Genomic DNA, 12,980 nt, shown 5'->3' on the forward strand with positions numbered 1-12,980 from the left:
AATGGATTCTCAAATAAAAAAAATACACCAACAATTGGTGTCGAAACAAATAACTTGTACGGCTTTGGTACAAGAAAAATTAGAGGTACTGAAACAAAATACCCATAACTCTGTAAACTCTTTGTTGGATACTTTGGCGCTAGATTTAGCAGCAAAAGTAGATGCTAAAATTGCAAACGGAGAAACTATTGGTTTGCTGGAAGGAATTCCTTTTGGAATTAAAGATGTGTATATGTTACAAGGAACTTACACTACTGCAAGTTCTGATTTACTTAAAAATTATAAATCGTCTTACACGGCAACTGCCATTCAAAAATTATTGGATGCAGGTGCTATTCCGTTAGTAAAAGAAAACTGTGATAGTTTTGGTCACGGATCTTCCAGCGAAAACACCATTTTTGGAGCGGTGAAAAATGCTGTCAATCCAGAATTAGTTGCTGGAGGTTCAAGTGGAGGTTCAGCAGTTAACGTTGCCAAAGAATATACCGTTTTTTCTATTGGTGGAGATACAGGAGGTTCGATTCGCCAGCCTGCCGGATACAATCATATTTATGGTTTCAAACCAACATACGGAAGAATTTCAAGATTTGGTTTAATGGCGTATGCCTCTTCTACAGATTGTGTTGGACCATTGGCAAAATCATTGGAAGATATCCGAATTGTGTTGAATGTAATGAGCGGAAAAGATTCAAAAGATCAAACTTCAATTGCTTCAACGGAAATTAGCGAAGAGGCGATTGCGACTTCTCCGGTTAAAAAAGTGGGTTATTTTAAAAATTTTATCGAAAGCGATGCTATTGATGCACAGGTAAAAGCTGATTTTTTAGCTAGCATCGAAAAATTAAAAGCCAAAGGAATTGCAGTAAAAGAATTAGATTTTTTCAAATCAGACATTTTGGTTTCAACTTATTATACGTTGGCAATGGCGGAAACGGCTTCGAATTTATCTCGTTTAGACGGAACCAATTACGGAAACCGGATTGAAGCAGAAAACTTAATTGAAACTTATGCTGTGACACGTTCTGAAAATTTTTCGGAAGAAACAAAACGCAGAATCGTAGGTGGAAACCAAGTGTTGTCACAAGGTTTTTCAGATGAAATATATTTAAAAGGATTGGCTTTAAGAGATCAGATTTCGGAGAATTTCAGTAAAGATTTCGCAGCCGTTGACATCATTTTATCTCCAGTTACACCAAGTACTCCGCCTAAAATTGGAGACAGTTTAAAAGATCCGTTAGCGATGTATTTGTCTGATGCCTATACGGTTGGTTTTAGTTTGGGACAATTGCCAACTTTAACCGTACCACAAGGAACAAGCACTGGACTTCAAATTACGGCAGCAAAAAATAATGATGAATTAGTATTGCAATTTGCAAACTTCTTAAAAGATACACTATAATGGAATTGGAGCAATTAACAGCGGCATTAAAAGCCCACGATTTAGAATTGGTAATTGGACTGGAAACCCACGTTCGATTGAATACCAAAACCAAGTTGTTTTGTTCTTGTCCAAATCAAGAAATAGAAACACCTAACGAAAATATATGTTCGGTTTGTACGGGACAAATGGGCGTTTTGCCTGCCTTGAATAAAGAAGCGATTACAAAAGCGATTTATTTTGGAAAAGCGGTCAATTCGACATTCAGTAACGAAGTGATTTCTTGGGATAGAAAGCATTACGAATATCCGGATAATCCCAAAAACATTCAGATTACACAATTTCACAATCCGATTATTCCTGACGGTCAGGTTTCTTGTTATCGAAATGACGGTTCTCAATTTACTGTAAATCTAACTCAGGTTCATATTGAAGAAGATGCTGCGAAATTGATGCACGAAAAGAAAATTTCGTTAGTCGATTTTAACAAAGCAGGAGTTCCGTTGATCGAAATTGTTACAGAACCTTGCGTTCGTAATATCGAAGATGCTTCGACTTACGCGCAATACATTCAACGAATTGTTCAGAATTTAGGAATCTCTGAAGCGAATTTAGAAAAAGGAGAATTCAAATCGGATGTTTCGGTTTCTTTGCGTAAAATAAATTCAGATGTTTTAAACCCAAGAACAGAAATCAAAAACTTGAACTCATTTAAGTTTATGGTGGAAGCTTTGAAAGAAGAGGTAGAAAAACAATTCAATTATTTCGTAGAAAATTCCGCATTTAGACCTGATCAAACAACGGTTTTGTGGGATGCTGATTTGAAGCAAACTAAAGTAATGCGTAAAAAAGAATTCGAAGCGGATTACCGTTTTATTTCGGAGCCAGATTTACCTTTTGTAAATATCAAAGCGGAGATTGATGCGATTTCTGTAGATACAAGCGCCTTGCCTTATGCGGTGGAATCTATTTTGATTAACGGCGGTGTTTTGCCACAAGATGCTAAATTTTTCACGGCAGATGCATTGCGTTCAAGAACGTTCGTGACTTTAAATAACGAAATTAATGATCCTTCGTTTGTTGCTAAAACTTTGGCGAACAATGTTAAGGCAGAAGACTACGCTAAAATCCATAATATTGCCCATTTAACAACCATTTTTGTGTTGTTTAAAGCCGAAAAAATCACGGCAGTTTTAGTTCAAAATGCGATTGCGGGTTATTTAAAAGATCAAAATTTCGATTATGATAAATACTTAGCAGATAACACCATTTCTGAAGATAAAATCCAAGAAGTTATTGCAAAAGTAATTTCAGAAAATGAGGCTGTTGCCAATGATATCAAAGCTGGAAATGAAGGCAAAGCTGGAATTTTAGTTGGTAAAATTTTAAGTGTTGTAGGTAAAGGTGCCGATGGAAAAGTAATTCGTAAAATTATTTTAGATCAATTAGCCGCAGGGACAGGTCGCGACCTGTCCGTACACGATGCCGGTAATGTTTTGTCCGTGCCGTCCGATATTTCTGTAGGGATAGGTCGCAACCTGTCCGTACGCGATTCGTCCGCACAAGAAGAAAGTCTTCCTGAAATCCCGATTATTATAAAAGACATTTATAGAACACATAAAATTTCACAATTATCAGAAGAGAGCATCAAAGAAGAAGTGATGTTGTCGGGTTGGGTTGCGAGTGTTCGTGATCACGGTGATTTGATGTTTATCGATTTACGTGATTCGAGTTATGAAATTTTCCAAGTTCGTATCAGTAGAGAATCGTTTCCTAACATTGATGAATTAGTGAAATTGAAACCAGAATCGGTTATTTCGGTAACGGGTATTGTGGTTGGGCGTAATGAAGATGATTACAATGCAGGTTTGCGTACGGGTAAAATCGAGTTGGAAACTTCTGCTTTAGAAATTTTAAATTTGTCTAAAACTTTGCCTTTTGAAATCAAAAGAGCGGCCAAAACAAACGAAGCAATTCGTTTTCAATACAAGTTTTTAGATCATAGAAATGAAGAAGTTAGAAGAGCAATCGTAAACCGTCATAAAGTAATTAAGTTATTGCGTGACATTTTAGATAACGAAGAGTTTTTAGAAATTGAAACGCCAATTTTGAGTGCAGGAACTGATGAAGGAGCACGTGAATTTATTGTTCCTACACGTAAAGGTTCAGGGTTGTTTTATACGCTTCCACAAGCGCCACAACAGTTCAAACAAATGTTGATGGTAAGTGGTTATGAGAAATATTTCCAAATTGCCCGTTGTTTTAGAGATGAGGATTCTCGTGGAGATCGTCAGCCAGAATTTACGCAGTTGGATATCGAAATGGCGTACGCAAGTATGCAGCAAATTATAGATTTAAACACCAAAATGTTTAATGAAGTAGTGAAGAAAATATATGGCAACAAGTGGATTTTACGTCCGTTTGAAGTGATTACTTATAAAGACGCAATGGATTTTTACGGTTGTGATAGACCAGATTTGCGTTACGGTTTAAAAATGCAGGACATTACCGATATCGTAAAAGAGACTACTTTTCAAGTGTTTTCTAAACCAATTGAAGAAGGTGGAATTGTAAAATGTATCAAAGTTTCGGCTACAGCCCAAGGAAACAAACGTATGTCTAAAGGGCAAATCGAAACGTTGACTGCTGTTGCACAACAACACGGTTTAGGTGGATTGGCTTATATTATTGTGAATGAAGATGAGTTGCAATCGCCCATTATTAAATTTTTAGGCGAAGAAATTGCAACAGGAATTATAAAAGCTACCGATGCACAAGTAGGCGATATTGTATTCTTTTCGGCGGCAGATTATGCAACGGCTAATAAAGCTTTGGATGCAGTTCGTCAAGAAATGGGTAGAATGTTGAACTTGATCAATCCAAAGGAATTACGTCCAGCTTGGGTGGTTGATTTTCCAATGTTTGAAAGGACAGATGAAGGAAGATGGACGTTTACACACAATCCATTCTCAATGCCTGCGATTTATGATTTGCAAAAGCACATGACGGGTACTGATGAAGAAATCGGAACGATCATCGCTCAACAATATGATATTATATTAAACGGATACGAAATTGGTGGAGGATCCGTTCGTGCGCACAAATCGGAGATTCTGGAAGCAACGTTTAGAAATATGGGTTACAACAAAGAAGAAATGATGAAAAGCGTTGGAACGATGTACAAAGCTTTCCAATACGGAGCACCGCCACACGGAGGAATTGCTTGGGGCATCGATCGTTTGATGATGATTTTAGAGAAAAAAGCGTCTATTCGTGAAGTTATGGCTTTCCCTAAAACCGGTTCTAGTGAAGATTTATTATTTGGAGCACCATCGATTTTATCTGATAAAAAGGTAGAAGAAATGAATGTGAAGATTATGCGGAAATAGAATTTACAATAGCATGACAAAAACGCCTCCAAAATCAGAGGCGTTTTTTTGTTGAATACAAAGCTATAAATGTTGATAACTTAACTGCTTAAAAAGGCATTTAATACGTTATATAATTTGCGTTTTTATATATTTGCGTGTTAGACAAAAATTACATTTTTTAGAATAAAATAATATGAGCGAAGAAATCAAGAAGGACAATTATTCAGCAGATAGTATTCAGGCATTAGAGGGAATGGAGCATGTAAGAATGCGTCCATCAATGTATATTGGAGATGTAGGTGTTAGAGGATTACACCATTTGGTTTATGAAGTAGTTGACAACTCTATCGATGAAGCAATGGGAGGTCATTGTGATACCATCCGAGTAGATATAAATGAAGACGGGTCTATTTCTGTTGAAGATAATGGTCGTGGTATTCCAGTTGGGATTCACAAAAAAGAAGGCGTTTCTGCATTAGAAGTTGTAATGACTAAAATCGGTGCTGGAGGTAAATTTGATAAAGATTCCTATAAAGTTTCTGGAGGTCTTCACGGAGTTGGGGTTTCTGTAGTAAATGCATTGTCAAATCATTTGAGAGCCACGGTTCACAGTAGTGACGGAAAAGTTTACGAACAAGAATATGAAAAAGGAAAAGCGCTTTATCCAGTAAAACAAATTGGAGAAACGACTAAAAGAGGGACAATTGTAACTTTTTATCCTGATCCTAGCATATTTACCCAAACCATAGAATATTCTTACGATACCTTATCAGCTCGTATGCGTGAGTTGTCCTATTTGAACAAAGGCATTACCATCACTTTTACTGATAAAAGAGAATTAGACAAAGATGGAAATTTCGTTTCTGAAATATTTCATTCAACCGAAGGATTGAAAGAATACATCCGTTATCTTGATGGAAACAGAGAGCCAATCATTGCTCACGTTATTTCGATGGATCACGACAAAGGTGAGATTCCAGTTGAAGTAGCCTTGATTTACAACACCAGTTATACGGAGAATATTTTCTCGTATGTGAATAATATCAATACGCACGAAGGAGGAACGCACTTGCAAGGTTTTAGAACGGGTCTTACTAGATCATTAAAAAAATATGCAGATGCTTCTGGAATGTTAGACAAACTGAAATTTGATATTTCAGGAGACGATTTCCGTGAAGGATTAACGGCTATTATTTCCGTAAAAGTTGCTGAACCACAATTTGAAGGACAAACCAAAACTAAACTTGGAAATAGAGAGGTAGTTTCGCCAGTAAGTCAAGCTGTTGGCGAAATGATTGAAGCCTATTTAGAAGAAAATCCAAATGATGCTCGAATTATTGTTCAAAAAGTAATTTTGGCTGCACAAGCCCGTCACGCAGCCAAAAAAGCGCGTGAAATGGTACAACGCAAAACCGTGATGGGTGGCGGAGGATTACCTGGAAAATTGTCTGATTGTTCCGAACAAGATCCTGCTAAATGCGAAGTGTATCTTGTCGAGGGAGATTCGGCAGGAGGAACAGCAAAACAAGGTCGTGACCGAGCCTTTCAAGCAATTTTACCTTTGCGTGGTAAGATTTTGAACGTGGAGAAAGCCATGCACCACAAAGTATTTGAAAACGAAGAGATTCGGAATATTTTTACAGCACTTGGCGTAACCGTAGGAACTGCCGAAGACAGCAAAGCCTTGAACATAGAAAAACTTCGCTACCACAAAGTAATTATTATGTGTGATGCCGATGTCGATGGTAGCCACATTTCTACTTTGATTTTGACGTTTTTCTTCCGTTTTATGAAAGAACTAATCGAAAACGGACACATTTATATTGCAGCACCACCTTTATATTTGGTTAAAAAAGGAAATAAAAAAGAATACGCTTGGAATGACGACCAACGCGACCAAGCCAATGCTCGAATGGGCGGTAGCGCAGGCATACAGCGTTATAAAGGTCTTGGAGAAATGAACGCAGAGCAATTGTGGGAAACAACGATGGATCCTAGCTTTAGAACACTTCGCCGAGTAACAATTGATAGTTTGGTCGAAGCTGATAGAGTATTCTCGATGTTGATGGGAGACGAAGTACCACCAAGAAGAGAATTTATTGAAAAAAATGCTGTTTATGCCAATATAGATGCGTAAATTAGAGGATTGATAACAACAATCAATTTGAATAATTAATAAAGATAAAAACATGAAAGTTACCATTGTAGGAGCAGGAAATGTAGGCGCAACCTGTGCAGATGTGATTTCTTATAGAGGAATTGCAAGTGAAGTAATTTTATTAGACATTAGAGAAGGTTTTGCCGAAGGTAAGGCTATGGATATTTCTCAATGTGCCACAAATACTGGTTTCAACACCGTAGTATCCGGCGTTACTAATGATTATACCAAAACAGCCAATAGCGATGTAGTTGTAATTACATCTGGAATTCCTAGAAAACCAGGAATGACTAGGGAAGAACTAATAGGAATCAATGCAGGAATTGTAAAAACTGTTTCCGAAAACGTATTGGTTCACTCTCCTAATACAATTGTAGTGGTAGTGTCAAATCCTATGGATACCATGACCTATCTAGCATTGAAAGCTACGGGTTTACCTAAAAATAGAATCATTGGAATGGGTGGCGCATTAGACAGCTCTCGTTTTAGATACTATTTATCCAAAGCGTTAAACAAACCTGCCAATGATATTTCGGCTATGGTTATTGGCGGACACGGCGATACTACCATGATTCCGTTGACACGATTGGCTTCCTATAATGGGATCCCTGTTTCAGAATTTCTTTCGCAAGAAGAATTAGCATTAGTAGCCGCAGCAACTATGGTTGGTGGCGCAACACTTACAGGACTTTTAGGAACTTCCGCTTGGTATGCTCCAGGAGCTTCGGTGGCGTATTTAGTGGACAGTATTTTGAACGATCAAAAGAAAATGATTGCTTGTTCAGTACTACTTGATGGCGAATATGGCCAAAATGACATTTGCATTGGCGTACCTTGTATTATAGGTAAAAACGGAATAGAAGAAATTCTTGCTATCGAATTGAACGATGCCGAAAAAGCAGCGTTTGCCAAAAGTGCTGACGCAGTTAGAAATATGAATGCCGATTTAAAAACGGTTTTAGCATAAGAATTTATCATATATGTAAGGAAGACTGCATTTGTGCAGTCTTTTTTTTGAGATTAATTCATAAATAAATTGGTTAATCTTTCCGTTAATTATATATTTGCTCGGTTTAAAAAAAATGTTGTAATTCTAGGTAGATTTTTATATCCTATAAAAACGTTGTCAGGTCTTATATCGAGAGGTTTAAAGCAAAATAAATAATAAAAAATAATTAATTTTTAGTAATAATGCAGAATAAAGGACTTATTAAATTTTTCGCAATTCTATTTGCATTGGTAAGTATTTACCAACTTTCTTTCACTTTTGTTTCCAATAAAGTAGCAAGTGATGCCAAAACTTTATCCGGAGGAAATTCCGAAAAAGAAATAAAATATTTAGATTCTATTGGTAAAGAAACAGTCTTTAATCTTGGATTTACCAATTTTACTTACAACGAAGTAAAAGACAAACAAATCAATAAAGGGCTTGACTTGGAGGGAGGAATCAACGTTATTCTTCAAATCTCGGTTAAAGACATTTTGAAAGGATTATCTAATAATTCGAAAAATCCAGTTTTCAATAAATCTTTGGCTGATGCCACTGCGAATCAAAAAGGAAATCAAACGTATATTGATGCTTTTTTTGATGCTTTTGAAGCCAATTCTAATGGAACTGTAAAGTTAGCTTCTCCTGATATTTTTGCAAACAGAAGTTTACAAGGTGATGGTGGAGTTGATTTTCAAATGACGGATGCACAAGTAAAAAAAGTAATCAAAAGAAAAGTTGACGAATCAGTTGAAAGTGCTTTTGGTGTATTAAGAAAACGTATCGATAAATTTGGTGTAACACAACCTAACATTCAAAAATTAGGAGAATCTGGACGTATTCTTGTGGAACTTCCAGGTGCAAAAGATGTGGATAGAATCAAAAAATTATTGCAAAGCACGGCTCAATTAGAGTTTTGGGAAACCTATAAAGTAGACGAAATTGGGACTTTTTTGATGGCCGCCAATGAAGCATTGAAAAAAACAGAAACCAACAAAGTAGCTGTAAAAGCAACTCCTAAAGATTCTATTAGTGCTTTATTAACTGATGGAAAAGATTCGGCAGCTAGCAAAAAAGGAAATAATCCATTATTAGACAAAATTATTGCACAAGGTGGCGGACCAGTTCTAGGACTTTTTTCTCCAAAAGACACCGCAGTTGTTAGTGGTTATTTAAAAAGAGCTGACATTAGAATTTTATTGTCAGGAGATCAACGATATGCCAAATTTGTTTGGGGTAAACCAACAACCATTACCGATGCAAAAGCAAAAAATAAAGAAATTGACGCTGTAGAATTATACGCCTTAAAAGGAAATAGAGACAATATACCTGCTATGGGTGGAGGCGTTGTAACTGATGCCAAAGATACTTTTGACCAATCAGGAAAACCAGCTGTTTCTATGCAAATGAATAATCAAGGTGCTAAATCTTGGGAAGAATTAACTGGAAGAGCTTACACACAAAAAAGCAATATTGCTATTGTATTAGATAATATTGTTTACTCTGCTCCAGGAGTTTCTAGTGGACCTATTTCAGGAGGAAGATCAGAGATTTCAGGTACTTTTGACGTTACAGAAACCAAAGATTTAGCGAATGTTTTGCGTGCAGGTAAATTACCAGCAGCAGCAGACATTGTGCAATCAGAAGTTGTAGGACCATCCTTGGGTCAAGAAGCCATTACTTACGGAACAACATCTGCTATCGTTGGATTACTTTTAGTTTCCCTTTGGATGTTGGTGTATTATGGTAAAGCAGGTTGGTATGCCAATATCGCTTTGGCAGTAAACTTATTATTCTTGTTTGGAATTTTGGCTAGTTTAGGAGCTGTACTTACCTTGCCTGGTATTGCTGGTATCGTTTTAACAATGGGTACTGCAGTAGATGCGAACATTATTATTTACGAACGAGCCAAAGAGGAATTGCGATCTGGTAAAACTCTAGGCGAATCCGTAATTGCTTCCTACAGTTGGAAAGGCGCAATGCGTTCTATTGTAGATGCAAACGTAACGCACATTCTTATTGGAACGGTATTATTTGTTTTTGGTTCAGGACCAATAAAAGGTTTTGCTACAACATTATTAATTGGTATTATTACCTCTTTATTTACTTCTATTTTTATTGCACGAATCTTTATCGATAAAAATATTGCTGGTAAAAACGATTTATCATTTGTGACTAATTTTTCTAAAAACTTTTTCACCAACTTTCATTACGATTTCTTGAAAGTAAAAAAATGGACGTATTTATTCTCCAGTATTGTAGTAATAGTTAGTATCATCTCTTTGTTTACGAATGGTTTAGATCAAGGGGTAGATTTTGTAGGAGGTAGAACATTCCAAGTACGTTTTGAAAAACCAATTGAACCAGAAACGGTAAAAGCAGAATTGGCAAAAGCTTTTGAAGGAAGTGCCGAGGTTAAGATTTTTGGTAACAACAACCAATTAAAAATCACAACCAAATACAAAGTACAAGATCACGGAACCAAAGCTGACGAGGATGTCAATAAATTATTGTATGCGAATTTAAAGCAACATTTTTCTGCCTCAATGACGTATGACAAATTTGTTAATGCTTATGAAGGCAAACAATTAGGTGTTGTAATGGCTTCAAAAGTAGGACCAACAGTTGCCGAAGATATTAAAACTAATGCCTATTGGGCCGTTCTTGGTGCCATGCTAATTGTGTTCCTATACTTATTTATAAGTTTTAGAAAATGGCAATATGGTTTGGGAGCTATAGCAGCCGTAGCGCATGACGTTATATTTGTATTGGGAATTTATTCGTTGTGTTACAAATTCATGCCTTTTGGTATGGAAATCGACCAACATTTCATCGCAGCAATTCTAACCGTTATAGGTTATTCTATGAATGATACCGTTATTGTATTTGATAGAGTTCGTGAATTTTTGGATGGTAAAACCAAAGGAAATTTTGGCGAAATTGTAAATAAATCAATCAACTCAACTATGTCTAGAACAATCAATACTTCGTTGACTATGATTGGAGTATTGTTAATCATGTTTATTTTTGGAGGCGAATCTATACGTGGATTTATTTTTGCGATGTTAGTAGGTATTGTAGTAGGAACGTATTCGTCGTTATTTATTGCAACTCCAGTACTTGTAGATACGATTTCTGCAAGTGATAAAGAATTGATTGAAAAACAGCATTTAGAAAGCTAGTTTACAGCTTCTTTTATAAATAAAAACCGAGCAAATTGCTCGGTTTTTTTATGGCTGAAAATCATGAAAGTTTAGGCTAAATGAAGTTAACTATTTATTCAGAAAATTAAAAATGTTGACTAAAATCGTATTAACCAACAACACTTTCAAAATCGAATACTTTTTTCAAAAAAGCTTTTAGTAATAATCTATTGGGTGCAATTCCAGATTTGATAAGCGCATTTTTGGAATTTATTTTGTCAACTGGAACTGAATTTGGATTTTGTTTTGTTCCCATAAACCAAAGCACAAAATTCAAATTAATGGAGGGTGCTGGTACAATTTTTTCTTGTAAATAAACAATTGAATTTTGGTTGTCTTGAATCGTATTTATTATTTCATTAGACAATGATAATTGGTTTTGCGAGACTGACATCAAATTTTCTTCCTTTTTATTTTCTGCTAATTGGCTGTATCCTGAAACAGTCGAAGTAATGGTAAAAAGCAGTGTCAAGAAAACAGCATTTCCTTTTTTATTGCATTCCTTTTTGTGTAAATGGTACATCTTTATAATTGGTTTTTAATAGCTATTTTTCAAAACTTTTGCGAAACTAAAGTAATAAAACAGCCATCAAAAATATTTTCGACAAAACACCATTATAACCGATTAATTAACCATTTTACAACTTTAAAAAGCATTGAAGACCTCAAAAATAAAGCCTTACAATGCTGGAAAAGAGTAAATTATAAAAAGTAGTAGTCCAAAACACATTTGAACTACTACTTTTGTAGATTATTTCTTGATTACTTTGAAGGTTTTAGTATGGTCTACTGTTTGCACCACAACCACATAAGTCCCCGATGGAAGATGCGACATATCTATCAAAGCGGTAGTGTCTTGTATGGCTTTTGTTACTACAACTTGACCATTTACATTGATAATTGCTACACTTGTTAAGGTATTTGAATACGATAAAAACAAGGTGTTTGCAACAGGATTTGGATAAAATTGGAATGCAGTATCATCAAAATTAGTTGTTCCAAGAGTCACAAAAAGCAAACAGTCACTCGTTACTGAACAACCATTTAGAGTAAGTTGCACGGCATAAGTACCATTTATTTTTGGAGTAAAAGATTGGTTTATCTCGCCTGAAAGCGGCAAATTAGTAGTACAATCAATCCATTGGTAGGTTGCGTTTGGCGTATTTGAATACAACACACCATTAATAGCCGTAACAGTTGTAGTAATTGGCGTAATGGTCAAATCCAAAGTTTCGGTAACGCACCCTTTCACGAAAGTGTATACTCCAGTTTTGGCATAAGTCATTCCATTTACCGACCACAAATAACTGTCGCAAGCCGATGCTGTCGTAGTATTTACAGAACTTGGCGTAATGGTCAAATCTAAAGTTTCGGTAACGCAACCATTCCCGAAAGTGTAGATTCCAGTTTTGGCATAAGTCATTCCATTTACCGACCACAAATAACTGTCGCAAGCCGAAGCAGTAGTAGTATTTGTTGAACTTGGCGTAATGGTTAAATCCAACGTTTCGGTAACGCAACCTTTCCCGAAAGTGTAGATTCCAGTTTTGGCATAAGTCATTCCATTTACCGACCACAAATAACTGTCGCAAGCCGAAGCAGTAGTAGTATTTGTTGAACTTGGCGTAATGGTTAAATCCAACGTTTCGGTAACGCAACCTTTCCCGAAAGTGTAGATTCCAGTTTTGGCATAAGTCATTCCATTTACCGACCACAAATAACTGTCGCAAGCCGAAGCAGTAGTAGTATTTGTTGAACTTGACGTGATGGTTAAATCCAAAGTTTCGGTAACGCAACCATTCCCGAAAGTGTAGATTCCAGTTTTGGCATAAGTCATTCCATTTACCGACCACAAATAACTGTCGCAAGCCGAAGCAGTCGT

General features: G+C 36.2%; 7 protein-coding genes. 5 read left to right on the plus strand and 2 right to left on the minus strand.

The genetic code is table 11. From position 1 onward, the window contains the following. Position 1: 1 nt before the first annotated feature. The 5 genes from FNW21_RS02585 to secDF all read left to right on the plus strand — a co-directional run bounded on the left by FNW21_RS02585 (position 2) and on the right by secDF (position 11,077). A complete protein-coding gene (locus FNW21_RS02585) occupies positions 2-1,399 on the plus strand; it encodes an amidase (protein WP_144255183.1) in 1,398 nt (465 codons plus the stop codon). Then, positions 1,399-4,767, plus strand: coding sequence for a bifunctional amidotransferase subunit GatB/aspartate--tRNA ligase AspS (gene gatB/aspS / locus FNW21_RS02590; RefSeq protein WP_144255184.1), 3,369 nt, complete (start codon positions 1,399-1,401; stop codon positions 4,765-4,767). Before FNW21_RS02585 ends, gatB/aspS begins: the two co-directional genes overlap by 1 nt. Positions 4,768-4,942: 175 nt before the next feature. Continuing rightward, complete coding sequence (gene gyrB / locus FNW21_RS02595) at positions 4,943-6,886, plus strand: DNA topoisomerase (ATP-hydrolyzing) subunit B (RefSeq protein WP_144255185.1); 1,944 nt, start codon at positions 4,943-4,945, stop codon at positions 6,884-6,886. 52 nt (positions 6,887-6,938) lie between these two features. Further along, complete coding sequence (locus tag FNW21_RS02600; protein WP_144255186.1) at positions 6,939-7,874, plus strand: malate dehydrogenase; 936 nt, start codon at positions 6,939-6,941, stop codon at positions 7,872-7,874. A 224-nt stretch (positions 7,875-8,098) separates the two neighbouring features. Beyond that, positions 8,099-11,077, plus strand: coding sequence for a protein translocase subunit SecDF (gene secDF, locus FNW21_RS02605; RefSeq protein WP_144255187.1), 2,979 nt, complete (start codon positions 8,099-8,101; stop codon positions 11,075-11,077). 130 nt (positions 11,078-11,207) lie between these two features. Here secDF and FNW21_RS02610 read toward each other — a convergent pair whose 3' ends face one another. Continuing rightward, entirely contained in the window at positions 11,208-11,621 is a 414-nt protein-coding gene (locus FNW21_RS02610) for a hypothetical protein (RefSeq protein ID WP_144255188.1), read from the minus strand. Positions 11,622-11,849: 228 nt separating this feature from the next. Beyond that, the coding region (locus FNW21_RS16255; RefSeq protein WP_185963871.1) for a T9SS type A sorting domain-containing protein at positions 11,850-12,980 on the minus strand (1,131 nt) is incomplete at its 5' end.

This window comes from Flavobacterium restrictum, from assembly GCF_007097245.1.
Lineage (GTDB): Bacteria > Bacteroidota > Bacteroidia > Flavobacteriales > Flavobacteriaceae > Flavobacterium > Flavobacterium restrictum.

Coding starts and splice junctions, on each gene's coding strand:
- secDF (WP_144255187.1), top strand. CDS start 8,099: ATGCAGAATAAAGGACTTATTAAATTTTTCGCAATTCTATTTGCATTG.
- FNW21_RS02610 (WP_144255188.1), bottom strand. CDS start 11,621: ATGTACCATTTACACAAAAAGGAATGCAATAAAAAAGGAAATGCTGTT.
- FNW21_RS02600 (WP_144255186.1), top strand. CDS start 6,939: ATGAAAGTTACCATTGTAGGAGCAGGAAATGTAGGCGCAACCTGTGCA.
- FNW21_RS02585 (WP_144255183.1), top strand. CDS start 2: ATGGATTCTCAAATAAAAAAAATACACCAACAATTGGTGTCGAAACAA.
- gyrB (WP_144255185.1), top strand. CDS start 4,943: ATGAGCGAAGAAATCAAGAAGGACAATTATTCAGCAGATAGTATTCAG.
- gatB/aspS (WP_144255184.1), top strand. CDS start 1,399: ATGGAATTGGAGCAATTAACAGCGGCATTAAAAGCCCACGATTTAGAA.